Below are 25193 nucleotides of genomic sequence, written 5' to 3'. Positions count from 1 at the left end.
AGCAGGCTCGCTCCCGCAGGGGGGAATGGTGCATCCGGGCTGCAGGGGTTATTGCAGATTGCCGGCTACGGCAATGGTCTGCGCGGTGATGTAGTTCGACTCCGGCGAGCAGAACAGATACACCGCGTCGGCGGCTTCCTGCACGGTGCCCGGTCGACCCAACGGGTTGCGCTGGGCGAACGACTTGGCCGCTTCCGGGCTGATGCCGACACGGATGTCACGACCTTCGATGTTCACCGTGGCGCCGGCATGGGCGTCAGCCTTGGTCATGCGGGTCTCGATGAAACCGAAGGCCACGGCGTTGACGTTGACCTTGAAACGGCCCCATTCACGGGCCAGGGCACGGGTCATGCCGATCACGCCGGCCTTGGCCGAGGAATAGTTCATCTGCCCGGCGTTGCCGTTGAGGGCCGACACCGACGAGATGTTCACCACCTTGCGGAACACTTCGCGCTCGGCGGCGGCATCGGCCTGGGCCTGGGCCTTGATGATCGGGTAGGCGGCACGCAGGATGCGGAAGGGCGCGGTCATGTGGCAGTCGAGGATCGCGTACCACTGCTCGTCGCTCATCTTCTGGATCACGTCGTCCCAGGTGTAGCCGGCATTGTTGACGATGATGTCGATGCCGCCGAAGTTGTCCATCGCGGTCTTGACGTAGCGGTCGCCGAAGTCCGGGGCGCTGACGTTGCCGTGGCAGACGGCGGCTTCACCGCCCATCTGGCGAATCATCTCCGCGGTCTCGTGGGCCGGATCGGCGTCCAGGTCGTTGATCACGATGCGCGCGCCTTCGCTCGCCAGTTTCAGGGCGATCTGCTGGCCGATGCCACGGCCGGAACCGGTGACCAGTGCGACTTTGCCGTCGAGTTTTGCCATGGGGTGTTGCTCCTCAATGATTGGTTTTGTTTACAGAGCGATCACGGCGTCACCAACAATCTTGGTCTCGCCGTATTGATTGGTGGTGCGCACTTCGACCTTGATCCGTTGTTCGCCATCGACTTCGAAGCGGTCGACGACAGCACCGGTGCAGGTGATCTGGTGACCCAGGTGGGTGATGCCGAGAAAACGCACGCCGAATTCGCGCAACTGGCGCTGATCGACCCATTGGGTCAGCAGGCGACCGAGGTAGGCCATCGACAACATGCCGTGGGCAAACACGTCCGGCATGCCGGCGCGGCGGGCGTAATCGGTGTCGATGTGAATGGCGTTGTGATCACCCGACGCACCGGCGAACAGCGCCAGGGTGGTACGGTTGATCGGTGGCAATGCCAATGGCGGCAGGCTGTCGCCGATGTTGATTTTTTCCAGGCTTATCGCATTCATCAGTCTTCTCCGCTTCAGCTGTTGCGCTGCACAAGCACACTGCGCAGGTCCGCAACGTGCTCACCGTGCTGATTGGTCACCCGGGTTTCGCGCACCACGAACTCCAGGGCGCCACCTTTCTTGTCGTAGATGTCGGCAATGCGCACATCGAAGCGCAGGGTGTCGCCGGCGTAGGCCATGCGGTGGTAACGGAAGGACTCTTCACCGTGCAGGATGCGGGCGGTGACGATCCCCAGTTCGTCACGCCAGGCGTTGGACGGGATCTGGAATTCCAGCGAGAACAGAAAGGTCGGCGGCAACGGCAGGTTCGGATAACCGGCGTCACGGGCGGCCTGCTCGTCGAAATAGATCGGGTTGGTTTCCCCGGTGGCCTTGGCGAAAAAGCGCAGTTGCCCGGCTTCGGCGGTGGCGAGGAAGGTCGGCAATTGTCTGCCGATGTGTTTCTTGTCGATCATCCGGATGGCTCCTTTGATTGCCGGGCGCGTCAGTTTTTCTGGTACACGGTCACCACGCAGGCGCCACCGAGGCCGAGGTTGTGCTGCACGGCAATACGCGCGTTCTGCACCTGGCGTTGCTCGGCGGTGCCGCGTAGTTGGTGGGTCAGCTCGTAGCACTGGGCCAGGCCGGTGGCGCCCAGCGGGTGACCCTTGGAGAGCAGGCCGCCGGACGGGTTGGTGACCCATTCGCCGCCATAGGTGTTGTCGCCGTCGTTGACCAGTTGCTCGCCACCGCCTTCGGCGCACAGACCCAGGCCTTCGTAGGTCAGCAGTTCGTTCTGGGCGAAGCAGTCGTGCAATTCGATGACGTCGATGTCTTTCGGGCCGATGCCGGCCTGGTTGTAGGCGATGTCAGCAGCCATGCGGGTCATGTCGAAACCGACCACGCGGATCATGTCGTTGGCGTCGTAGGTGCTCGGCAGGTCGGTGGTCAGCGCCTGGCCAGCGATCATCACGTCGGTGCGCAGCCCGTGTTTTTTCGCGAAGGCTTCGGACACTACGATGCTGGCGGCGGCACCACAGGTGGGCGGGCAGGCCATCAGGCGGGTCAGCACGCCTTCCCAGAGCATCGGTGCGGCCAACACTTCTTCGGTGCTGACCACGTTGCGGAACACCGCCAGCGGGTTGTTGGCCGCGTGGCGGCTGGCCTTGGCGCGGATCTTGGCGAAGGTGTCGAGGCGGGTGCCGTACTTCTGCATGTGCGCAAAACCGGCCCCGGCGAACTGGCGGATGGCGGTCGGCAGGTCGGGCATGCCCACCAGTTCGTTGGTCAACTTGAGCGCACGCTCGGTGGCCGGGGCACGGTCGGTCCAGGCCGATTTCAACGCACCGGGGTTCATTTGCTCGAAACCAAAAGCCAGGGCGCAATCCACCGCGCCGCTGGCGACCGCTTGACGGGCGAGGAACAGCGCCGAGGAACCGGTGGCGCAGTTGTTGTTGACGTTGATCAGCGGGATGCCGCTCATGCCCACGCGATACAGGGCTTTCTGGCCGCAGGTGGAATCGCCATAGACGTAGCCGGCGTAGGCCTGCTGGATGTCGTTGAAGTCCAGGCCCGAGTCCGCCAGGGCCTGGCGGATCGCCTGTTCACCCATCACGTCGTAGGGCTCGTTGGTCCCCGGTTTCTTGAACTGGATCATGCCGACGCCAGCAACGAATACCTTATTGCTCATCGAGTTTTTCCTTTTTGTTTTTGAGGGTCAGAGCTTGCGCGCGATCAATTCGCGCATGACTTCACTGGTGCCGCCGTAGATGCGGTTGACGCGCATGTCGACGAAGGCGCGGGCGATCGGGTACTCCATCATGTAGCCGTAGCCGCCGTGCAGCTGGACCATGTCGTCGATGCATTTCCACAGGGTTTCGGTGGTGTAGAGCTTGGCGATGGCCGCTTCTTCGAGGGTCAGGCGCCGGCGCATGTGTTCGCCCAGGTAGTGATCGACCATCACCCGCATGGCGGTGGCCTGGGCCTTGATGTCGGCAAGCTTGAATTTGCTGTTCTGGAAGTCCCACACGGTCTGGTTGAAGGCCTTGCGGTCCTTGACGTATTCGGTGGTCTGTTCCAGCAGGCGTTCCAGTTTGGCGGCGGCGGAAATGGCGATGGAGAAGCGTTCTTGCGGCAGTTCGCCCATCAGGTAGGTGAAGCCCAGGCCTTCCTCGCCGAGGCGATTACCGACCGGCACGCGCACGTTGTCGAAGAACAGCTCGGCGGTGTCCTGGGCGTGCTGACCGACCTTGTCCAGCTTGCGCCCGTGCTTGAAGCCGGCGCGGCTGGTTTCCACGGCAATCAGGCTGATGCCCTTGGCCCCGGCGGCCGGATCGGTCTTGCACACGACAATGACCAGGTCGGCGGTCAGGCCGTTGCTGATGAAGGTCTTGCTGCCATTGATCACATACTCGTCGCCGTCGCGCACGGCGGTGGTGCGCACGGCCTTGAGGTCGCTGCCGGTGCCGGGTTCGGTCATGGCGATGGCCAGGATGATCTCGCCGGCGCAGATGCCGGGCAGCCATTTCTGCTTTTGTGCTTCGTTGCCGCAACGGTTGATGTACGGGGCAATGACGTCGGAGTGCATGCCGAAGTAGGCGCCGCTGATGCCGGCCCGGGCGAACTCTTCGTTGAACACTGCGCAATGGCCGAAATCACCGCCGCCGCCACCGTATTCGGTGGGCAAGGTGATGCCGAGCAGGCCTTCGCGACCGGCCTTGAGCCAGGTTTCGCGGTCGACCTGTCCGGCCTTGTCCCACTCGGCCTGGCGCGGCAGGCATTCACGCTCGAAAAAGCGCCGCACGGTGGTGCGGAACATCTCATGGTCGTCGCGGAAAACGGTTCGGGCGATGTGCACGCAAGACTCCTCAATGATCACAGGCCGGCCTGGGCCAGGCGCTGATGCAAGGCGCGAGGTGCGCCTTTGAACTGAGGATTACGATAGGGCGGGGGGCCTGGGCGAACGCCACCCGAGGTGGGTGGCGGGGTATGTATCTTGATCTGGGGACTTCGCGAGCCCTGTAGGAGCAAAGCTTGCTCGCGATGAGGCCGGCACATCCAGCATCTGTGGCGGATGACACACCGCCATCGCGAGCAAGCTTTGCTCCTGCAGGGCAGTGTGGCGCCTCAGGTTTGCCCATCCTGCGATTCCAGATCCCGCACCCGTGCTACCGCTTCATCGCGGCTGTTGACGCCGAGTTTGCTGTAGATATGGCTCAGGTGCCATTTCACGGTTTCCGGGGACAGGCCCAGGGCGCGGGCGATTTTTTTGTTGGGCAGGGCCTGGGCCAGCAGGCGCACCACTTCGATTTCGCGGTCGCTCAACGGCTCGATACCGGTGGCGAGCGGTTTTGCCGGCGCGGCCAGTGCCGGTTTGCCGGTCGATATGGCGGGTGTCGAGATCTGCGCCGCTTGCAGGCGCTCGACATAAAACGCCAGTACCGGGTCGAGGTTTTCCTCTTTACCGGCGATGTCGGATATCAGGTCCAGTGCATCGGGGTGGGCGTCGATCAGGCTGCGCAGCATGCCGAAACGTTGCCCGCGGCGCAGCGCTTCCATCACCCGAGCCCGCGCAATCTGCGGATGACCGCGGCGGGACTCGATCACGGCACTCAGGACCATCAGCCGCACGGTGGCCAACTGCCGACGTTGCAGGTCACAGGTTTCAATCAGTCGGTCAATGCGTTGCAGCGCACCGTCCAGGTCACCCTGGTGAATTTGCCAGCGCGCCCGCACGTTCTCGGTGAGGATGTTGATTTCCTTGAAGGCGCTGGGCCCGCTGTCGCGGTGACGGGCGTCGATGGCCTCCATCCGCGCCAGTTTGGCCTGAGCGACGGCTGTCTCGCCGAGCAAAGTATTCCAGTACACCTGCCAGGTCAGGCAGTAGGTCTGCAAGCGTTCCAGGCCAAGCTTGATCGCGTACTCATCGAGTCGGTCGATGAAGGCGAACGCTTCCTGATGGTTACCGGCCAGCCACTGCACCTTCCACAGCACCTGAAGCACGCGCAGGACCGAGTCCGGAATCGAAATCCGCTCGAGAATATCGACCCAGCCCGCCAGCAGTTTGAACGCGGCGTCCAGGTCATTGGTTTCGTAGAGCACCTCGCCCAACAGGGCGGTGGCGAGGTAGGTCGCGTCGGTCCCGGCTTTTCCGCACTGGGCGGCTTCATGCAGCACATCGCGATAAACCCGTTCCGCCTGCTTCATCTGGCCTTCCAGGGCGTGACTCAACCCGACCAGGCAACGCCCCTGGAGGCTGCCCGCCGTGGTGCCCAGCAGCGGTTCGCCATTGATCAGCAAGGCAGGGCGGTCGAGTTGCACCTGACGGGCCCTTTCGTAGTCACCCCGATGCATGTAGAGCCACGACAGGATATTGATGCACGAGCCAACCGCAACGGCGTTGCTGCCGGGCGGCGGATCGAGCAGTTGCGGCAGCACAGCCATTGCGGCGTCCGTGTCATCGCGTTGCAGGGCCAGGGAGGCGCGCAGCAGCGCAATCATGAAGCGATCATGGACATCATTTTCGGGGACGTCGTGGAGCAACTGATCGAGGCTATGGGCGCAGGCCGCGAAATCCCGGGCATAGAGTTGCAGCCGGGCCTTGAGAATGCGCAGTTTGACCCGCGCCTGCACTTGCTCGAACGGAAGCAGACGAACCAATTCGATCAACATGCGCAGGTCGCCATGGGCATACAGCGCTTCGGCGTGTTGTTCCACCAGCTCGGCGGCGGCATCGGGGTCGCCGGCCATGACGGCATGGTGCACCGCTTCATCCAGATACTGATGATCATGGAACCAGACCCAGGCCCTCGCGTGCACCGCCTGCTGTTCGGTCGTGCTGCGTGAATCGAAGTACTTGAGCAATGTTTCGCGCAGCAGCGGGTGCAGGCGATACCAGGTTTCACGCCCGGCACCGTCCACCGGGATCAGGAACAGGTTGTCCCGTTCCAGCCGCGCGATCAGGGCATTGGCCTCGTGCACCGCTTCCGGCTTGCCGCTGAGGGCGGCGCACAAAGAAGCGCAGAAACGGTTGCAGACGGCCATGAGCAGCATCAGGTCCAGGTCCGTCGGCGACAGGTGTGACAGCACTTCGACTTCGAAAAACTTCGCGAACGCCTGATCGTCCCGGACGTGGGTCTGGTCGACGGCGGCGGGGCGATTTTTCTTGCGGCTGACTGCCAGCAATTGCAGTCCGGCCACCCAACCATCGGTCAGTTCGTGTATTTGCCGGGCGTCGCGGGCGTTGATCTCGCCCAACTGTGCCTTGAGGAATTGCTCGGACTCGGCGGGTGTAAAGCGCAGGTCGCGCAGGTTCAGTTCCAGCACCAGTTCCTGGCTGCGCAAGCGCGCCAGGGATAAGGGCACCGCCGTACGCGACACCAGTGCCAGGTGCAGGTTCGCCGGCGCGTAATCAATCAGCCATTGCAGGGCTTGATGGATGCCCACATCGGTCAGGTGGTGCAGGTCATCGAGTACCAGCACCAGTTCGCGGCCACGACTGGCCATGCTGCGCACCAGGGTGATGACGGTCCGTTCCACCGCTTCGCTGTCGATGCCGCGACCTTCCAGTTGGGTGGCTTCGTGGACCAGCGTCGGGTCGATCTGGCCGAGGCTGGCCAGCAAATAGTCCAGGAACCGGGTCAGTTCGTTGTCATCGGCCGACAGCGTCAGCCACGCAACCTCAAAACCCAGTGGCAGCAGCGCCTGGCGCCAGGCGATCAGGGTAGACGTCTTGCCGCAACCGGCCGGGCCCTTGAGCACGATACAGCGCTGGCGGCGAGCCTTGAGCATTTGATCTTGCAGGCGTTCCCGGGAAATCAGGCGTCCCGCGTTGCGCGGCGGGATCAGTTTGGTGCTGACGATCGGAGACTGAGTCGGATTCGAGACCTGGCTGGATGGAGTGTCCGATGCGGTGGACTTGCGGTGTTTGTCCATGGGGTTGTCCGAATCTTTTTTGTTTTAAGAGTGCATGAATCCCTTCGAGTGTAACCCAGAGCTTGAACCTCATGACCCTGTGTCGGGCCTTCGCCACCCGATGCGGGTGGTGGGCGGCGGTGCAGGGGTTGTTCTACTGGACGGCATCAACACAGGAGTGCTGCCTGGGACTTCCAGGCGTGAACGCCCGCGAACAACAAAAACCAAATCCCGGAGCGCAGGAGTCGGCCCATGGCCATTCAGTTCAAGATCATCGATCACGTCGCCGTCATCACGCTTGATGCGCAACCGTCGAACAATACGCTGACCGTCAGCGACCTGATGCACCTGCGCAAGACGCTCGCGGCCTGCCAGGACGATGAGCAGGTGCGGGTCATCGTGCTGACCGGGGCGGGCGAGCGCGCGTTTTGCTGTGGCGCGAACCACAAGGACGCATTGCTGCCGGCGGCCGGTCATGTTGCCGGCTCAATGAAAAGTCGCGAAACCGAAGCCGAGGAGGGCGGTTATACGCGCTTGTTCGACCTCAGCGACCTGGAAATCTGGAAGCCGGTGATCGCCGCCGTCAACGGCGCCTGCCTCGGGGCCGGCCTTGAGCTGGCGTTGCAATGCGATCTGCGGATCGCCACGGCCAACGCGACGTTCGGCTTGCCCGAGGTGCGGGACGCGACCATTCCGGCCGCGGGTGGCGTGCAGTACCTGGTGCGCGCCGTCCCGGCGGCACACGCCATGAAAATGGCCCTGACGGGCGAGCCGATCAACGCCGAAGAAGCCTTGCGCATCGGCCTGATCATCGACCTCCTGCCACCGGACCGGCTCATGCCGGTAGCCCTGGACCTGGCGGAACGCATCGCGGCCAACGGCCCGCTGGCAGTGCAATCGATCAAGCGCCTGGCCCTGCAGACAGCTCACATGACACCCCGGGACTTCGTGACCCAGGCCCATCTGCACTGGGGATTGCTGCGCGACAGCAAGGATCACGCCGAAGGGCGCGTGGCCCTCAACGAAAAGCGTTCGCCCAAATACACCGGTGCCTGACGTCGCGCCTTGCCGTCGCCCGCGCCCTTGCCTGACAACAATAATTCACAGGAGAGCCACATGTACCTGACCCAAGGGCTGCACCGCATGCTGCAGCAACAACCCCATGCCCTGGCGACCGTCTATCGCGATCGACGCCACACTTACGCCCAGCTGGCCGAGCGGGTGGCCCGTCTGGCCGGCGCCCTGCAGCGCCTGGGCATGCAGCCCGGCGACCGGGTCGGCCTGCTCGGTCTGAACTCCGACCGATTCCTGGAGTATTACCTGGCCACCTGGTGGGGCGGCGGCGTGGTCAACCCGGTCAACATCCGCTGGAGCGTGCCGGAAATCGTGTACTCGCTGGACGACTGCGACACCCGCATCCTGATGATCGACGACACCTTCCTGCCCATGGCCGAAGCGATCGCCGGTTCGGCCAGGGTGCGACCGTTGCTGATCCACGTCGGCGATGGCCCGGCGCCCGAAGGCATGCTGTCCTACGAGCAACTGATCCGTGAGGCGATGCCGGTCGATGACGCTTTCCGGGGTGGCGACGATCTCGCCAGCATCATGTACACCGGCGGCACTACCGGCCGCCCCAAAGGCGTGATGCAGTCGCACATGAACCTGTGGACGGCGGCCGTGGCCCGTGCGGCGGATGTGCCGGTACCGGCCGATGCGCTGACCCTGCACATTGCACCGATGTTCCACCTCGCGGCGCTGTCGCGGGTGATCCTGATCTCGCTGATCGGCCTGCCCAGCATCTTCGTCCCGGCCTTCGATGCGCTGGACGTGATGCAGACCATCGAGCGCGAACGCATTACCGACATCCTGATCGTGCCGACCATGTTGCAGGCATTGATCATGCACCCCGATTTCCCCCGGCATGACTTGAGTTGCCTGCGCAGCCTGACCTACGGCGCCTCGCCGATTGCCGTGCCCGTGCTGGAAATGGCCCTCAAAGCCTTGCCCAATGCCGAGTTCACCCAGGGCTACGGCATGACCGAAGCGGCGCCGCCGATTACCGCCAACGGCCCGCAAAACCATGGCCCCGAGGGCATTGCCAACGGCCGCCTGCGTTCGGCCGGGCGTCCGGGTCTTGGCGTGACCGTGCGCATCGTCGACGAAAATGACAACGAAGTCCCTCGGGGAACCGTCGGCGAAGTGCTGGTCCGCGGCCCGAACATCATGCTCGGTTACTGGAACAAGCCCGAGGAAACCGCCCAGGCACTGCGCGGCGGCTGGATGCACACCGGTGACGGCGCCTACATGGACGAGGACGGTTACCTCTACATCGTCGACCGCTTCAAGGACATGATCGTCAGCGGCGGCGAAAACGTGTATTCCGGCGAGGTCGAGAGCGCCATCGCCAGTCACCCGGCGGTCGCCGCGTGTGCGGTGATCGGCATTCCCTGCCAGCAGTGGGGCGAAGCGGTGCACGCGGTTATCGTGCTCAAACCCGAACGTGAAGTGGTGGCCGCAGACATCATCGAACACTGCCGTCGCCACATCGCCGGCTACAAAACGCCGAAGAGCGTCGAGTTCCGGGCCGCGCTGCCACTGTCAGGTGCGGGCAAGGTGCTCAAGCGTGACCTGCGCGAACCTTTCTGGGCCGGCAAGGATCGGGGTGTGAGCTGACGCCATGTACATGACCCAATGCCTGCAACGCACGCTGCAGCAGAATCCGCAGCACCTCGCGACCATCTTCGGTGTCCGTCGCCAGACTTATCGGCAGTTTGGCGAGCGTGTCGCCTGCCTGGCGGGAGCGCTGCAAACGCTGGGCATGGCGGCCGGTGACCGGGTCGGCATGCTGGCGCTCAACTCGGACCGCTACCTGGAATACATCATGGGCGTGTGGTGGGGCGGCGGGGTGCTCAACCCGGTGAACATCCGCTGGAGTGTGCCGGAGATCGTCTATTCGCTGGACGATTGCGCTACCGGCATCCTGATTGTCGACGAGCACTTCGCCGCGCTGGTCGAAGGCATCCGCAAGACGGCCCGCCATGCCCCACGGTTTATCTATGCAGGCGAGGGCGGAGTGCCGGCGGGCATGCTCGGCTACGAGCAACTGATTGCTCAAGCCGCAGCAGTGGAGGATGCGGGGCGCGGTGGTGAAGACCTGGCCTGCATCATGTACACCGGCGGTACCACCGGTTTTCCCAAGGGGGTCATGCAGTCCCACTGGAACCTGTGGTCGGCGTGCATGCCGCGCATGGTCGATATGCCGCCGCTGCGTGACGGCCGGTTGTTGCACGTCGCTCCGCTGTTCCATGTGGCCGGCATGGCGCGCGCGTTGATCCAGTTCATGGCCGGTGAAACCCATGTGTTGGTGTCGGGTTTTGAGGCGGGTGAAGTGCTGCGGGTGATTGAGCGCGAAAAGGTCACCGAGACGTTGCTGGTGCCGACGATGATCTTCGCGTTGCTGGCCCATCCTGACTTCGAACTACATGACCTGGGCAGTCTCAAGCGCCTGACCTACGGCGCTTCCCCCAGCGCCGGCGAGATGGTCGAGCAGGTGTTGGCGCGGTTACCGGATATCGAGCTGTCGCATTCCTACGGGCTGACCGAAGCGTGCCCGGTGGTGTCGAGCAACCTGCCGTGCAACCACACGCCAGCAGCACGCAAAAGCGGATTGTCGCGCTCGGTCGGGCGCGGCGGACTGGGCGTCAACGTGAAAATCGTCGACCCGCAGGGCCGGGAAGTTCCCCGGAATACGGTGGGCGAGATCATCGTGCGCGGGCCGAACATCATGCAGGGCTACTGGAACAAACCCGAAGAAACCGCCCGGGCATTGCGTAACGGTTGGCTGTACACCGGTGATGGCGGGTACATGGACGAGCAGGGTTACCTGTTCATCGTCGACCGCCTCAAGGACATGATCGTCAGCGGTGGCGAGAATGTTTATTCGGCCGAAGTCGAGAACGCTCTTGTGCGCCACCCGGCGGTCGCGCAGGCGGCGGTGATCGGCATCCCCCATGCGCAATGGGGCGAGGCGGTGCATGCGGTGGTGGTGCTCAAGCCCGGCGCCCAGGCCGACGCCGAGCAGTTGCGCCTGTATTGCCGTGAGTTCATCGCGGGCTACAAGTGCCCCAAGAGCATCGAGTTTCGCAACGAACTGCCGCTCTCGGCCGCCGGCAAAGTCCTCAAGCGCGAACTGCGCCGATAGCCCCGCCACAAATCCCCTGTGGGAGCGAGCCTGCTCGCGAAGACGGTGCGTCAGGCAACATCAGTGTTGGATGTGCCGACGCCTTCGCGAGCAGGCTCGCTCCCACAGGGTGCTGCATGTTTCCCACAGAATTTTTCCTCTTGCCAATCGCTACCCGATCCGGGTGGCGAGTATCCCCACCCCCCTCAATACATTGGACTCACGTACCAGGCGCACACCGGCCTGGCAACCCACTGGAGATCCCGATGCATATCAACCGTACCGTCTACCGTGAAGACCACGAAATGCTGCGTGAAACCGCGCGGCGTTTCTTCGAGCGTGAATGCCTGCCCAAGCAGGCGCAGTGGGAAAAGGCCGGGCAGGTCGACCGGGAAACCTGGCTCAAGGCCGGTCGTCACAACCTGTTGTGCCTCACCGTGCCGGCCGAATATGGCGGCGGTGGCGGTGACTTCGGGCACTCGGCGGTGTTGATCGAAGAGTTGTACCGCGCCGGTGTCTCGGGCTGGAGCCTCGGTGTGCATTCCGACATCGTCGCGCCGTACATCGTGCGCCTGGGCACCGAGGAGCAGAAGCAACAGTGGCTGCCGAAAATCTGCAGCGGTGAAACCGTGCTGGCCGTGGCGATGACCGAGCCGGGCACCGGTTCAGACCTCAAGGCGATCCGCACCAGCGCCGTGCGTGACGGTGACGAATGGGTGATCAACGGCAGCAAGACCTTCATCAGCAACGGCCTGACCTGCGACATGGTCGTGGTCGTATGCAAGACCGATCCGAGTGCCGGCGCCAAGGGTTGCAGCCTGATCATGGTCGAGTGCGACCGTGAAGGTTTCCGTCGCGGTCGCAAGCTGGAGAAAGTCGGCCAGCATGCCGCCGACACCGCAGAACTGTTCTTCGACAACGTGCGCGTGCCGGTGGGCAATCTGCTGGGTGAAGAAAACAAAGGCTTCATGCATTTGATGGAAGAGCTGCCGCAAGAGCGCCTGGTGATTGCGCTGTACAGCGCCGCCAAACTCGAACGCCTGCTGGAGCAGACCGTCGAGTACGTGAAGGACCGCAAGGCGTTCAACCAGACCGTGTGGGACTTCCAGAACACCAGGTTCAAGCTCGCCGACATCAAGGCCCAGGCCACCGCCGTGCGGCTGATGATCGATCACTACATCGGCGAACACATGCGTCGTCGCCTCACGGTGCAGGAGTCGGCGATCGCCAAGCTGTTCGCCACCGAAACCCTGTGCAAGTGCATCGACGACATGGTCCAGCTGCACGGCGGCTACGGCTACATGCTCGAGTACCCGATTGCCCGTGCCTTCGTCGACATGCGCGTGACGCGGATTTTTGGCGGCACCAGCGAAGTGCTGCGCGAGCTGATCGCGCGCCAGTTGTGATCCTTTCCCCCTCATTTTTCCAGGTGACACCATGAGCGAAAAAGTACTGGTAGCCGGCGTCGGCATGATCCCGTTCCGCAAGCCCAGCGAAAGCCCGACCTATGTGCAGATGGGGGCCGAGGCGGTGCGTCTTGCCCTGGCCGATGCGGGCATCGACTACCGCCTGGTGCAGGAGGCGTATGCCGGTTACGTCTACGGCGACTCCACCTGCGGCCAGACCGTGCTCTACGAAGTCGGCATGACCGGGATCCCGGTGGTCAACGTCAATAACAATTGCTCCACCGGTTCCACCGCGTTGTACCTGGCGCGCAAGGCCATCGAGTCAGGATCGGCCGATTGCGTGCTGGCGGTCGGTTTCGAGCAGATGCAGGCCGGGGCGCTGAAATCCCATTGGGATGACCGTCCGCCGACCCGCGAGCGCTTCCTGCCGATTCTGCGTGGTCTCACTGATGATATGGATGGCATGCCTCAGGCCATCCGTACCTTTGGCGGGGCCGGACGCGAGTACATGCACAAATACGGCACCAAAATGGAAACCTTCGCCGCGGTGCGGGCCAAGGCCAGCCGCCATGCCGCCAACAACCCGCTTGCATTGTTTCGCAAGGTGCTCAGCGTCGAAGACGTGATGAATGACCCGGTGATCCTGCCGGGCGTCATGACGCGCCTGATGGCCTGCCCGCCGACCTGTGGTGGTGCGGCGGCGATCCTGGTGTCCGAACGTTTTGCCAAAAAACATGGCCTGCGCCGTGACGTGGAAATCGTCGCCCAGGCGATGACCACCGACACCCCCGAATCCTTCAATTTCGAACAGCCTTCGATGCTCGATTGGGTCGGCACGCACATGACCCACGCGGCGGTGGGGCAGGTCTACGAGAAGGCCGGCGTCGGCCCGCAGGACATCGATGTCTGTGAACTCCACGACTGCTTCGCCCAGAACGAAGTGATCTGCTACGAGTCGCTGGGCTTTTGTCCCGAGGGTGGTGCCGAGCAGTTCGTGATGGACGGCGACAACACCTATGGCGGGCAAATCGTCGTCAATCCGTCCGGTGGCCTGCTGTCCAAGGGGCATCCGCTGGGCGCTACCGGTCTGGCGCAATGCTATGAGCTGACCCGGCAATTGCGCGGCAATGCCGAGCAGCGCCAGGTCGAAGGCGCACGCCTGGCCATGGCGCACAACCTTGGGTTGGGCGGCGCCTGCGTGGTGACGCTCTATGGGAAAACAGGCGGCCTGTGATGGGTAGAGCAACTGTGGGAGCGAGCCTGCTCGCGAAGGGGCCGTGCAAGTCGACATTTTTGCTGAATGACACACCGCATTCGCGAGCAGGCTCGCTCCCTCAGGGGGCTCCAACAAGGGGTGAGGGAGGGCCATTTGCGCGACCCGTGTCACCGAGCGTAACGCCCGCCGGGCGCATCCCGAACCGGGCCGTTACGCCATTGAAAAACCAGACGAAAACGCTTCATCCAAATCACCCGTTCGGGTGTGAGGACCTTACCGGAGCCTCGCTAGCATGGGCTCTCACCACGCCATCCTTAACCGGAGAAACCGCATGACAAAAACAACAATGCGCGGAGTCTTCCAGCCGAGTCTGCTGACCGTAGCTGTGACGATTGCCACTTGCGCGAGCCAACAGGCTCACGCGGTTGATTTCAATATCGGGGAGATTCAAGGGACGTTCGATTCATCGTTGTCGGTTGGCGCCAGCTGGTCGACGGCTGACCCGGACAAGCAGTTCATCTCCAACTTCAACTCCCAGGGTGTGACCGGTGGCGAATCCGCCTCGCGGACCACCGACGACAACCGCCTGAACTTCAAGAAGGGCGAAACCTTCTCGAAGATCTTCAAGGGCGTGCACGACCTGGAGCTCAAATACGGCGACAGCGGCGCCTTCGTGCGCGGCAAGTACTGGTATGACTTCGAGTTGATGGACGAACACCGGCCGTTCTACGACATCGACGATTCGGGACGTGACCGCGCGGCCAAGTCGTCCGGGGCGATGTTCCTCGACAGTTTCGTCTACCACAACTACTCGATCGGCGATCAGGTCGGCAATGTGCGGCTCGGCAAGCAGGTGGTGAGCTGGGGCGAGAGTACCTTCATTGGCAACTCGATCAACAGCATCAACCCGGTCGACGTCGCGGCCTTGCGCCGGCCCGGTGCGGAAGTGAAGGAAGGCCTGATCCCGGTCAACCTGCTCTACGTGTCCCAGGGCCTGGCCGACAACATCACCGCCGAAGCGTTTTATCAGCTGGAGTGGGACAAGTCGGTGGTCGACAACTGCGGCACCTTCTTCGGCAGCGACGGCGTGCCGCAAGGTTGTGATGACCGTCTGGTGGTGGCCGGCCTCGACCTGCCACCGGGTGTGGCACGTAACACCGGCGGCGCAGCGGCCATTGCGGCGGGGACTGACGATGCCTTCATTCCACGCCTGAAAGACAACGACGCCCGCGACAGCGGCCAGTACGGTCTGGCCTTGCGCTGGTACGTGCCGGAGGCCAACGACACCGAGTTCGGCGCCTACGCCATGAACTACCACAGCCGCAGCCCGTTCCTGAGCGTCAACCAGATGACCAGTGCGGCCGGTGGCGTGACCTCGGCGCGCAGCGTGCGTTACTTCATCGACTACCCGGAGGACATCCGCCTCTACGGCCTGAGCTTCCAGACCAACGTCTCGGGCGTGTCCCTGGGTGGCGAGGTCAGCTACCGGCCGAACATGCCGCTGCAGCTGAACACCTCTGACTTGCTGTCGGCCGCCACCTTCAGCGCCACCTCGCCGCTGATCACCACCGGTTTCGCCGGGCGTAACCTCGGTGCCGAGGTCAACGGCTACAAGCGCATGCCGGTGACCCAGGCGCAAGTGACCGCGACCCAGTTCTTCGATCAGGTGCTCGGCGCCAACCGCCTGACCGTCGTCGGCGAGGTCGGTTACAACCACATCAGCGGCCTGGGCAAGGCCGACGGCTCCGACCTGCGCTTCGGTCGCAGCCCGGCCTTCGGTTCCGGCCAGCTGCAAGGTGCGGCGGGTCCGGCCACCTGCGCCGGCACTGCCGTGGGCACGCCGAGCGCCAGCAACCCGGCGCAGGAGTGCAACGACAACGGCTTCTACACCAGCAACAGCTGGGGCTATCGCCTGCGCGGCAAGCTCGATTACCCGAACGTGATCGCCGGCATCAACCTGTCGCCCAACCTGGCCTGGTCCCACGACGTGGAAGGTTACGGCCCGAACTTCGATGAAGGTTCCAAAGCCGTCAGCCTCGGGCTGGATGCCGACTACCTGAACACCTACACCGCCAGCCTGAGTTACACCAACTACTTCGGTGGCGATTTCAACACCAACGTCGACCGCGACTACGTTGCGCTCAGCTTCGGCGTGAATTTCTGATGCAACCCTGCCAGAGGACTATCAACATGAACGTACGTTTCATTCTGCAAGCAGGCGCACTGAGTCTGTCGTTGCTGGCCAGCAGTGTCATGGCCGCCGTCACCCCCCAGGAAGCCGCTCAACTGGGCAGCACATTGACGCCTTTGGGCGCCCAGAAAGAGGGCAATGCCAACGGCAGCATCCCGGCCTGGACCGGAGGCTTGAAGCCGGGTGCGGCGGCGCTGGACAACGGTTTCCTGGGTGATCCGTTCGCCGGTGAAAAGCCGCAGGTGATCATTACCGCCGCCAATGCCGAGCAGTACAAGGACAAGCTGACCCCGGGCCAACTGGCGATGTTCAAGCGCTATCCGGACAGCTACAAGATCCCGGTGTACAAGACCCAGCGCACGGCGGCGTCGCCACAGAACATCTATGACATCGCCAAAAAGAGCGCGGTGACCACCGAGCTGACCGCCGATGGCAATGGCTTGCTGAACTTCTCGCAAACCCGCTATTACCCGTTCCCGATTCCGAAAAACGGCGTCGAGGTCTACTGGAACCACACCAACCGTTATCGTGGCGGCAACATGGAGCGCCAGGCCGCCCAGGCCGCACCGCAGACCAACGGTTCGTATTCCATCGTCGAGTACGACGACAAACTGGCGTTCCCGCAATTGATGGAAGGCGTCGAGGGTGGGGAAGGCGACAACGTCCTGTACTACTACAAGCAGGAAATCACCGCGCCTTCGCGCATGGCCGGCAGTGTGATCCTGATTCACGAGACCATCGACCAGGTCAAGGAACCGCGCCTGGCCTGGGTCTACAACGCCGGCCAGCGCCGAGTGCGCCGTGCGCCGCAGGTGGCCTACGACGGCCCGGGCAATGGCTCCGACGGCATGCGCACCGCCGACAACACCGACATGATGAACGGCGCGCCGGACCGTTATGACTGGAAGCTGATCGGCAAAAAGGAACTGTACATCCCGTACAACAACTACCGTTTGCAGTCGCCCAAGGTGAAGTACGACGACATCATCAAGCCGGGGCACATCAATCAGGATCTGACCCGCTATGAGCTGCACCGGGTCTGGCACGTCGAGGCCACGCTCAAGCCGGGCCAGCGTCATGTCTATGCCAAGCGTGATCTGTACTTCGACGAGGACACCTGGCAACTCGCGGAAGTCGATCACTACGACGGCCGTGGACAGCTGTGGCGGGTGGCGGAAGGGTATGCGTTGAACGATTACGAGCGCGGTGCCCCCAACTTCGCCATGCTCGGGATCTATGACCTGATCGCCGGTCGCTACAACGTGCTGGCGATGACCAACCAGTCCAAGCATGCAACCACCTATGGCATGACCGCGAAGATGACCGACTTCACCCCGTCTGCGCTGCGTAACGCGGGTATCCGCTGAGGGTTCCTTCCCGCTTGAAACAACGCCTTACTGTAGGAGCGAGCCTGCTCGCGATGGACTCGAGAACGCCGCGTTCAGTCAGCAGGCACGCGTAATCGTTAACGACCATCGCGAGCAGGCTCGCTCCTACAGGTGGGTGTTGTGTGTGCCAACCACCTGATGCGGGTGGCGTGCAAGCAGCCGTGCAGGCCAATGATGGAATCCTTTCTCCATCAGTGAGGTCCGTCATGTTTGTGCCACGGCCACATTTGTGCGACGTACTCAAGCGCTCGCCGCATCGATTGCAACTGCTTTGCGCGCCGGCGGGGTATGGGAAAACGGCGTTGCTGCGCGAGTGTTTGCGAGGTGAGGCTGCGCCGGGGCGGGTGGTTTGGGTGGGGTTGGGCGGGCAGTGGCAGACGCTGGACAGTTTGACCTCGATGCTGGCAGGCGAGCTTGGAGTGTCGTCTGACCGGCTGTTGGCATTTCTCGACTCTAAAGATGGGGTGTCTGACTTGGCGCTTTCGCGAGCAGGTTCGCTCCCACAGGGGAATGCGGTCAACTGTGGGAGCGAGCCTGCTCGCGAAGAGGCCAGTCCTGGCGATGAGGATTCAAAGCTTCACCTTGTTTTTGACGATCTCCCCGCCCATATGCCCGCTGACCTGAACCACTGGTTCGATCAACTCCTGTCTCTTCAAAACCCCCACCTGCAAATACGGGTGAGCTGCCGCCAGCGCCCCGACTGGAACCTGCCGCGCCTGATGCTCGACGGCCAGCTGCTTGAGCTGGACGCCAGGCAGTTGGCTTTGCGAGCGGATGAATTCGAATCGCTGATCGATGGGTTGTCGCCCCAGACCGATGCCACTGCCCGGGAACGGCTCTGGCAGGTCACGGGTGGATGGTGTGCGGGTGTTCGTTTGTTATTGCCGGGGCCATCGTCGTTGCTCGACCAATACCTCGGACGTGAACTCTTGTCGCGCTTGAGCGTTGACCAGCGCGAGGTGCTGTTGGGCCTGGCGCATTTGCCCAAGGCCAACGCAGATTTCTGTGAACGACTCTGGGAGGGCCGGCAGGCCGGCCGGGTGTTCGACAGTCTGTTGGCATGCCAGGCGTTTCTGGTCCCCGTCGACCAACAACCGGGCTGGTTCCGGTTGTTGCCGGCCGTGGCCCGGGTCCTGCAAGGGCAATTGAGCGGTGCGCCATTGAACCGCTTGCGGCTGCGGGCCTGTCAGTGGCTCAGCGTATCGGGACACGTCGACGACGCCGTCGAGCAAGCCCTGTGCGCCGATCAGCCGGAAGTCGCCGCGAACTACATGGAGCGCTTATGGCTCAGCTGGATTCTCGGCGAACGCCATCTGAGCAAACTCATGGGCTGGCGCGAGCGCATTGAACCGCAACTGCTGCACAGCAGCCCGCGCCTGATCTACCTGTGCGCCAAGGCCTTGTTGTTCAGTGGTCGGCTGAAGGAGGCCGACGAGTGCCTGCAACGCCTGGGGCATTTTCTGCCGCTGCCCGATCCACAGCGCCATCAACGCCTGTTGGCGAACTGGCAAGCGTTGTCCGGCACCTTGCACGCCCTGCGCGGTAACGTCGAACAGGCGCGTCAGCATTGCCATGCAGCCCTTCGCTATCTGACGGGCGCAGATTGGCTTTCAGTGTTGTTGTGTCATTGCACATTGGCGCGTATCGCCATGAAAACCGGCGAACTGACCGAGGCCCAGGTGTTGCTGGAGCATTCGCTGGAGCTTGCCCGGCGCCGGGGCAGTCGTGAAGCGGAAGTGCTGGTCAATGCGGACAGGGTGCGATTGATGGCGCTGCAGGGGCAAACCGGCCTGGCGCAATCCTTGCTGCGTACTGAGCTTGCGCAACTGACGGGCAGCAGGACCGCGCCTTATCCATTGCTCGGTCGATTGATGTTCCTGCAGGGTGAATTGCTGGTGCAACAAGGGCATGCCAGTGAGGCCGAGCACGTCTTGCGGGCAGGGCTGTTGCAGGTTCGCGATGCCTGCGCCCCCTTCGTGCTCGATGCCTATTTGTTGCTGTCCGAGATAGCCTCCCAAAACCGTGAGGCGGAAAAAGCCCAGCTGCTGCTGTACGAAGCCGAACGGCGCATGCACTGGGGCAAGATTGACGGCGCGTGTTACCAGGGGCCGATTGCCCTGCAAAAAGCCCGGAACCTGGCCCGGGAACAGCCCCGTGACTCCGAAAAGCCCGCAATGACGCGCATCACGGGCGTACCGGACTATCAGGACGACTTGACGCCCCGCGAGATGTCGGTGCTCAAGCTGCTGGCCGAAGGCATGTCGGTGCGTGAAGTCGGTCATCGCCTGTTCATCTCGGTCAATACCGTCAAGACCCACGCCAAGAACATCAACGTCAAGCTCGGCGCATGCCGTCGCACCCAAGCGATCAATAGCGCCAAGGCCATGGGCATCCTGGCCTGAAAACGCCCACCACCTGATCCGGGTGGCGGCGTGGTGCCGGCGATGGTCAACCATGCAGCCAGCCCCGACGCCGTGCTGTGCAATCACGGCCGCGTCCCGACCAAAACAAGAGAGGTAGTGATGAGCGCCATCGAGCATTCGACGAGCTGTGAAATCCGCACGGTCCTGGAAAAGCAGAGGTCCGCCTTCCTGGCCAGTGAACCCTGGACCCTCGAGCAGCGTTGCGAATTGCTCGACCGGGCAATCGGTTTGCTGGTCAGCCACGAGCAGGCGATCATCGACGCCCTGACGGCCGATTTCGGCCATCGCAGCCCAAGCTTCTCCAGGGGCAGTGAAGTGCTGTCGCCGCTCGCGACGCTCCATCAGACCAAGGCCGAACTGGCCGAATGGATGCGTCCGGAACAGCGTCATGCCAAAGCCGGTGAAGCCTGGGTGCAATACCAGCCGCTGGGTGTGGTGGGCATCGTCACTGCCTGGAACGTCCCCGGCTACATGGTGTTCAGTGGCCTGGCCGGTGCCTTGGCCGCCGGCAACCGGGTGATGATCAAACCGTCGGAGTTCACCCCGCACACCTCGGCCCTGATCGCCCGGTTGATCCGCTCGGTGTATGCCGAAGAGGAAGTGGCGGTGGTGCTGGGTGGTGCACAGGTCGGCCAGGCGTTCTGCGGCCAGCCGTTCGACCATTTGCTGTTCACCGGTGCCACCAGCATTGGCAAGCACGTGTTGCGTGCCGCGGCGGAAAACCTGGTGCCGGTCACCCTGGAGCTGGGCGGCAAGTCGCCAACAATTATCTCGCGCACGGCAGACTTCAAGGACGCGGTGGCCAAGACCGTCATCGGCAAACTGCTCAACGCGGGTCAACTGTGCGTGGCGCCGGATTATGTGTTCGTACCACAGGAATCGGTAGAGGCGTTCATCGCTGTCGCCAAAGCAGTGGTTGCCAGGTTCTTCCCGTTGCTCAAGGACAATCCCGAGTACACCTCGATCATCAATGCCCGTCATTTCGAACGCCTGCAAGGCTACCTGAGTGAAGCACGCGAGGCCGGTGTCGAGCTGATCGAACTCAACGCGGCGGGTGAGGATTTCGGCGAGGGGGCGCGCAACAAGATCGTGCCGACGCTGCTGCGTGATCCCGGCAACGATTTGCAGGTGATGCAGGACGAGATCTTCGGTCCGCTGCTGCCGATCAAGCCCTATGACACCCTGAGCGAAGTCATTGCGTTCATTAACGCGCGCCCACGTCCGTTGGCGCTCTATTACTTCGGCAACGATGCCGCCGAGGAAGCGCAAGTGCTGACCCGCACCTGCTCCGGTGGCGTGACCCTCAACGGTGTGCTGAGCCATGCCAGTACCGAGGGCCTGCCGTTCGGCGGCGTCGGCCAAAGCGGCATGGGGGCGTACCACGGCATCGATGGTTTCCGCACCTTCAGCCATGCCAAAGCTGTCCTTCGCACCGCGCCAAACCCGGCCTGAACCCCATTTCATTCTTGAGAGAATTGCCATGAAAGCTGCCGTATTCCACCAGGTTGGAGCCCCGCTGGTCATTGAAGAAGTGGGCATCAGCAAACCGGGCCCGCGTGAGGTGTTGATCCGCACCAAGGCGGTGGGTGTCTGCCATTCGGACCTGCATGTCATCGACGGTTCGTTCCCGTTTCCCGGCCCGTTGGTGCTGGGCCACGAAGCGGCCGGCGTGGTCGAGCAGGTCGGTTCCGAGGTGCGTTCGGTCAAGCCCGGCGATCACGTAGTCACCTGCCTGACCGTGTTCTGCGGCCATTGCGAACACTGCGTGACCGGTCATCTGGCCCGTTGCGTGTCGCCGGAAACCAAGCGTGACAAGGATGAAGAACCACGCCTGACCTACGTGCAAAAGCCGATGCCGCAGTTCGTCAATCTGTCCGGTTTTGCCGAGCAGATGCTGGTGCACGAAAACGCCTGCGTGGCGATCCGCCGCGACATGCCGCTGGACCGCGCCGCCTTGCTCGGTTGCGCCGTCACCACCGGCACCGGCGCGGTGTTCAACACCGCCAAGGTGCGTCCCGGCGAGACCGTGGCCGTGATCGGCTGCGGCGGCATTGGCCTGGCTGCCATCAACGGTGCGGCACTGGCCGGGGCAGGGCGGATCATCGCCATCGACATGCTCGATTCCAAGCTGGAACTGGCCCGGCAGTTCGGTGCCACCGACCTGATCAACGGTCGCGACGGCGACGCCGCCAAGCAAGTGATGGAGCTGACCCGTGGCGGTGTGCATCACTCGTTCGAATGCATCGGCCTCAAGCAGACCGCCGAACAGGCATTCGCCATGTTGGCCCGCGGCGGCACCGCCACCGTGATCGGCATGCTCAAGCCTGGCCTGAAAATCGAACTGGACCCGTTGCAGCTCCTGCACGAGCGGCGCATTCAGGGCTCGTTGATGGGCTCCAACCGCTTCCCGGTCGACATGCCGCGCCTCGTTGATTTCTACATGGCGGGCAAGCTCAAGCTCGATGAAATGATTTCCCAGCGCATCCGTCTGGATCAGATCAACGAGGCATTCGATGAACTGCGTCGTGGTGAGCTGGCGCGCTCGGTGATCGTCTTTAACGACTGAAACAATTCCCCTGTGGAAGCGAGCCTGCTCGCGAAGAGGCCCTGACATTCAGCATCGATGTCGACTGTTACACCGCCTTCGCGAGCAGGCTCGCTCCCACAGGTTTTCTCGCCGTATTTGAATGAGTGCGAGACCCAGTGTTTTCGGAGTTGATTGATGGATATTGATTTCACAGCGGACGAACTCGCCTTTCGCGAGGACGTTCGAGCTTACCTGCGCGACAACCTGCCGGCCGAATTCGCCGAGCGCATTTCCCAGGGCAAACGCCTGAGCAAAGAACATCAGGTGCAATGGATGCGCACGCTCAACCGCCAGGGCTGGCTGGCGCCGGGCTGGCCGGTGGAGTTCGGCGGCACTGGCTGGAGCGACGTGCAAAAGCATATTTTCGACGAAGAGTGCTTTGCGGTCGGCGCGCCGAAAGTCTCGTCCTTCGGGTTGAAAATGGTCGCCCCGGTGATCATCAAGTTTGGTACCTCCGCGCAGAAGGCGCGTTTTCTACCACGCATTCTCACCAGTGAAGACTGGTGGTGCCAGGGCTACTCCGAACCGGGCGCGGGCTCGGACCTGTCTTCCCTGAAGACCCGTGCCGTGCGCGATGGCGATCACTACGTGGTCAACGGTCAGAAGACCTGGACCACCCTGGCGCACTTTGCCGACTGGATGTTCTGCCTGGTGCGTACCGACCCCGAGGCGCGGCAGCAGCGGGGCATTTCCTTTCTGCTGATCGACATGAAAACGCCGGGTATCACCGTGCGGCCGATCATCACTTTGGACGACGAGCATGAAGTCAACGAAGTGTTCTTCGACAACGTGCGGGTACCGGTGGCCAACCTGGTCGGCCAGGAAAACGAAGGCTGGACCTGTGCCAAATACTTGCTGACCCATGAGCGCACCAGCATCGGCGGGATTGCCCAGAACAAGGCATTGCTCAGCCGTCTGAAACGCATCGCCAGCCAGCAAGTGCGCGACGGTCGGCCCCTGATTGAAGACCCCCTGTTCCGCACACAGATTGCCGAGGTCGAGATGCAGTTGATGGCGGCCGAAATGAGCAACCTGCGTACCCTGGCGGCGGTCAGCGACGGCGGTGTGCCGGGAGCGGAAAGTTCGTTCCTGAAGATCAGGGGCACCGAGATCCGGCAGGCAATCACTTACCTGATCAGCAAGGCCGTGGGCCCCTATGCCATGCCGTTCATTGAAGATGAACTGGGCTACGGCAGTGAACCGCTGCTGTACACCGACTACAGCAGCGCGGCCACCTATCAGTACCTGGATGCGCGCAAGGCCTCGATTTATGGCGGGGCCAACGAGATCCAGAAGAACATCATCGCCAAAATGATTCTCGAACTGTAAGGGGCCGACCATGGATTTCAAACTGACAGAAGAGCAGCTGATGCTGCAAGACACCGTCGCGAGGCTGGTGCGTGACACCTACGGTTTCGAGCGGCGCGAGACATTCAGGCAGAGCGAACAGGGTTTCAGCCCGGCGTTCATGCAGCAACTGGGTGATCTTGGGTTGTGCGCTGTGCCGTTCGCGGAGGCGTACGGGGGATTCGGCGGCAGTGGCGTGGAGAACATGCTGATCATGACCGAGCTGGGTCGTGGTTTGTGTCTGGAACCCTACTTGCATTCAGTGATTTTCGCCGGTGGCCTGGTCGCGCAGTTGGGCACCGAGGCACAGAAACAAACGCTGCTGCCACCACTGGGGAGCGCCGCTTTGCAGATGACAGTGGCGCTGGATGAGCCGCAGAGTCATTACCAGCTGCACGACGTGCAAACCGTGGCGCAGCCTGTGACGGGAGGCTGGACGCTGAATGGTCGAAAGTCCGTGGTGGTTGGCGGGCAAAGTGCGGGGTTGATTGTGGTGTCGGCCCGGACCAGCCATGGCGTTCGTGAGGAGGAAGGCATCAGCCTGTTTCTGATTGATCCCCATGAGGTTGGCGTGCGCCGTCGAACCTTCCCGACCATGGACGGCCGGATGGCTTGCGATCTCTATCTGGAGAATGTGTTCGTCAAGAGCGACGCGGTGCTGGGCGAAGTGGGTCTGGCGCTGCCAGCGCTGCGTTACCAGCAAGGCCGTTGCATCGCCGCACAATGCGCCGAAGCCGTCGGTAGCATGGAAGCGGCCTGCGCATTGACCCTCGATTACCTGAAGACAAGACAGCAATTTGGCCAGCCCATCGGCAAATTCCAGGTGTTGCAACATCGCATGGTGGACATGCGCATCGAGCTGGACCAGGCGACGTCCATGACCCTGCTGGCGGCGTGCGTGGCGGATCAGGCGGACAGTGAAGCGCGTAGCCGTGTGCTGGCGGCGGCCAAGTTCATTGTCAGCCGTGCCAGTCGGTTCGTGGCCGATCAGGGGATTCAATTGCATGGCGGAATTGGTCTGACGTGGGAGTACATGCTGTCGCACCATGCCAAGCATTTGCTGATGGTGGCGCGGCAGTTTGGGGATGATGATTATCACCTGCGGGAGTATGCGAGGTTGATGGAAGTGGCTTGAGTCCGATTGATTCCCCGCCTGCCATAGACACTGTGGGAGCGAGCCTGCTCGCGAAAAACGTCCGGACAACGCGGTCATTCAGACAGGGCGCGTTATCGTTGGCGTCCA

General features: G+C 62.7%; 18 protein-coding genes. 12 read left to right on the top strand and 6 right to left on the bottom strand.

Features of this window, described 5'->3' with window-relative positions:
* Positions 1-48: 48 nt before the first annotated feature.
* From LAB08_RS17565 to LAB08_RS17540, 6 genes are all read right to left on the bottom strand, one after another.
* Complete coding sequence (locus LAB08_RS17565) at positions 49-873, bottom strand: SDR family NAD(P)-dependent oxidoreductase (RefSeq protein ID WP_096510511.1); 825 nt, start codon at positions 871-873, stop codon at positions 49-51.
* 30 nt (positions 874-903) lie between these two features.
* Complete coding sequence (locus LAB08_RS17560; protein ID WP_096510512.1) at positions 904-1320, bottom strand: MaoC family dehydratase; 417 nt, start codon at positions 1318-1320, stop codon at positions 904-906.
* 14 nt (positions 1321-1334) lie between these two features.
* Complete coding sequence (locus LAB08_RS17555) at positions 1335-1775, bottom strand: MaoC family dehydratase N-terminal domain-containing protein (RefSeq protein ID WP_093221246.1); 441 nt, start codon at positions 1773-1775, stop codon at positions 1335-1337.
* Positions 1776-1804: 29 nt separating this feature from the next.
* Positions 1805-2989, bottom strand: coding sequence for a lipid-transfer protein (locus LAB08_RS17550; RefSeq protein ID WP_096510513.1), 1185 nt, complete (start codon positions 2987-2989; stop codon positions 1805-1807).
* A gap of 27 nt (positions 2990-3016) precedes the next feature.
* Positions 3017-4117: an acyl-CoA dehydrogenase family protein gene (locus tag LAB08_RS17545; protein ID WP_246218887.1), complete on the bottom strand. Its 1101-nt coding sequence runs from the start codon at positions 4115-4117 to the stop codon at positions 3017-3019.
* A 308-nt stretch (positions 4118-4425) separates the two neighbouring features.
* Positions 4426-7233: a winged helix-turn-helix domain-containing protein gene (locus LAB08_RS17540; RefSeq protein ID WP_096510515.1), complete on the bottom strand. Its 2808-nt coding sequence runs from the start codon at positions 7231-7233 to the stop codon at positions 4426-4428.
* Positions 7234-7464: 231 nt separating this feature from the next.
* Here LAB08_RS17540 and LAB08_RS17535 point away from each other — a divergent pair, with 231 nt between their 5' ends.
* From LAB08_RS17535 to LAB08_RS17480, 12 genes are all read left to right on the top strand, one after another.
* The gene (locus LAB08_RS17535; protein ID WP_096510516.1) at positions 7465-8268 is read left to right on the top strand and encodes an enoyl-CoA hydratase/isomerase family protein; all 804 of its coding nucleotides are present in this window, start codon (positions 7465-7467) and stop codon (positions 8266-8268) included.
* Between the two features lie 27 nt (positions 8269-8295).
* Complete coding sequence (locus tag LAB08_RS17530) at positions 8296-9885, top strand: acyl-CoA synthetase (RefSeq protein WP_256658503.1); 1590 nt, start codon at positions 8296-8298, stop codon at positions 9883-9885.
* A 4-nt stretch (positions 9886-9889) separates the two neighbouring features.
* Complete coding sequence (locus LAB08_RS17525) at positions 9890-11413, top strand: long-chain-fatty-acid--CoA ligase (RefSeq protein WP_096510518.1); 1524 nt, start codon at positions 9890-9892, stop codon at positions 11411-11413.
* Between the two features lie 245 nt (positions 11414-11658).
* Complete coding sequence (locus tag LAB08_RS17520) at positions 11659-12798, top strand: acyl-CoA dehydrogenase family protein (protein ID WP_096510519.1); 1140 nt, start codon at positions 11659-11661, stop codon at positions 12796-12798.
* A gap of 31 nt (positions 12799-12829) precedes the next feature.
* Positions 12830-14032, top strand: a complete 1203-nt coding sequence (locus LAB08_RS17515) for a lipid-transfer protein (protein WP_096510520.1) — start codon at positions 12830-12832, stop codon at positions 14030-14032.
* A 313-nt stretch (positions 14033-14345) separates the two neighbouring features.
* The gene (locus LAB08_RS17510; protein ID WP_096510521.1) at positions 14346-16178 is read left to right on the top strand and encodes a DUF1302 domain-containing protein; all 1833 of its coding nucleotides are present in this window, start codon (positions 14346-14348) and stop codon (positions 16176-16178) included.
* A gap of 26 nt (positions 16179-16204) precedes the next feature.
* Positions 16205-17572 (top strand): DUF1329 domain-containing protein, encoded by a 1368-nt coding sequence (locus LAB08_RS17505; RefSeq protein WP_096510522.1) that lies wholly within the window; start codon positions 16205-16207, stop codon positions 17570-17572.
* 629 nt (positions 17573-18201) lie between these two features.
* Positions 18202-19995: a LuxR C-terminal-related transcriptional regulator gene (locus LAB08_RS30550; protein WP_301943427.1), complete on the top strand. Its 1794-nt coding sequence runs from the start codon at positions 18202-18204 to the stop codon at positions 19993-19995.
* Positions 19996-20037: 42 nt separating this feature from the next.
* On the top strand, positions 20038-21468 hold the full coding sequence (locus LAB08_RS17495; RefSeq protein WP_254007468.1) for a coniferyl aldehyde dehydrogenase: 1431 nt from the start codon (positions 20038-20040) through the stop codon (positions 21466-21468).
* A gap of 28 nt (positions 21469-21496) precedes the next feature.
* Complete coding sequence (locus tag LAB08_RS17490) at positions 21497-22582, top strand: Zn-dependent alcohol dehydrogenase (RefSeq protein WP_096510525.1); 1086 nt, start codon at positions 21497-21499, stop codon at positions 22580-22582.
* Positions 22583-22738: 156 nt separating this feature from the next.
* Positions 22739-23932 (top strand): acyl-CoA dehydrogenase family protein, encoded by a 1194-nt coding sequence (locus tag LAB08_RS17485; RefSeq protein ID WP_096510526.1) that lies wholly within the window; start codon positions 22739-22741, stop codon positions 23930-23932.
* Between the two features lie 10 nt (positions 23933-23942).
* Positions 23943-25085 (top strand): acyl-CoA dehydrogenase family protein, encoded by a 1143-nt coding sequence (locus LAB08_RS17480; RefSeq protein ID WP_096510527.1) that lies wholly within the window; start codon positions 23943-23945, stop codon positions 25083-25085.
* The last annotated feature ends 108 nt before the right edge of the window (positions 25086-25193 follow it).

It is taken from the genome of Pseudomonas izuensis, from assembly GCF_002356535.2.
Taxonomy (GTDB): domain Bacteria; phylum Pseudomonadota; class Gammaproteobacteria; order Pseudomonadales; family Pseudomonadaceae; genus Aquipseudomonas; species Aquipseudomonas izuensis.
The sequence above is the reverse complement of the archived record's forward strand: the minus strand, read 5'-3'. Positions and strand labels throughout refer to the sequence as shown.

What these genes read in the sequence shown, in the direction of transcription:
- LAB08_RS17490 (WP_096510525.1), top strand. Translation starts at nt 21,497, where the DNA reads ATGAAAGCTGCCGTATTCCACCAGGTTGGAGCCCCGCTGGTCATTGAA.
- LAB08_RS17515 (WP_096510520.1), top strand. Translation starts at nt 12,830, where the DNA reads ATGAGCGAAAAAGTACTGGTAGCCGGCGTCGGCATGATCCCGTTCCGC.
- LAB08_RS17560 (WP_096510512.1), bottom strand. Translation starts at nt 1,320, where the DNA reads ATGAATGCGATAAGCCTGGAAAAAATCAACATCGGCGACAGCCTGCCG.
- LAB08_RS17550 (WP_096510513.1), bottom strand. Translation starts at nt 2,989, where the DNA reads ATGAGCAATAAGGTATTCGTTGCTGGCGTCGGCATGATCCAGTTCAAG.
- LAB08_RS17485 (WP_096510526.1), top strand. Translation starts at nt 22,739, where the DNA reads ATGGATATTGATTTCACAGCGGACGAACTCGCCTTTCGCGAGGACGTT.
- LAB08_RS17565 (WP_096510511.1), bottom strand. Translation starts at nt 873, where the DNA reads ATGGCAAAACTCGACGGCAAAGTCGCACTGGTCACCGGTTCCGGCCGT.
- LAB08_RS30550 (WP_301943427.1), top strand. Translation starts at nt 18,202, where the DNA reads ATGCCCGCTGACCTGAACCACTGGTTCGATCAACTCCTGTCTCTTCAA.
- LAB08_RS17555 (WP_093221246.1), bottom strand. Translation starts at nt 1,775, where the DNA reads ATGATCGACAAGAAACACATCGGCAGACAATTGCCGACCTTCCTCGCC.
- LAB08_RS17505 (WP_096510522.1), top strand. Translation starts at nt 16,205, where the DNA reads ATGAACGTACGTTTCATTCTGCAAGCAGGCGCACTGAGTCTGTCGTTG.
- LAB08_RS17480 (WP_096510527.1), top strand. Translation starts at nt 23,943, where the DNA reads ATGGATTTCAAACTGACAGAAGAGCAGCTGATGCTGCAAGACACCGTC.
- LAB08_RS17540 (WP_096510515.1), bottom strand. Translation starts at nt 7,233, where the DNA reads ATGGACAAACACCGCAAGTCCACCGCATCGGACACTCCATCCAGCCAG.
- LAB08_RS17535 (WP_096510516.1), top strand. Translation starts at nt 7,465, where the DNA reads ATGGCCATTCAGTTCAAGATCATCGATCACGTCGCCGTCATCACGCTT.
- LAB08_RS17525 (WP_096510518.1), top strand. Translation starts at nt 9,890, where the DNA reads ATGTACATGACCCAATGCCTGCAACGCACGCTGCAGCAGAATCCGCAG.
- LAB08_RS17510 (WP_096510521.1), top strand. Translation starts at nt 14,346, where the DNA reads ATGACAAAAACAACAATGCGCGGAGTCTTCCAGCCGAGTCTGCTGACC.
- LAB08_RS17520 (WP_096510519.1), top strand. Translation starts at nt 11,659, where the DNA reads ATGCATATCAACCGTACCGTCTACCGTGAAGACCACGAAATGCTGCGT.
- LAB08_RS17545 (WP_246218887.1), bottom strand. Translation starts at nt 4,117, where the DNA reads ATGTTCCGCACCACCGTGCGGCGCTTTTTCGAGCGTGAATGCCTGCCG.
- LAB08_RS17495 (WP_254007468.1), top strand. Translation starts at nt 20,038, where the DNA reads ATGGTCAACCATGCAGCCAGCCCCGACGCCGTGCTGTGCAATCACGGC.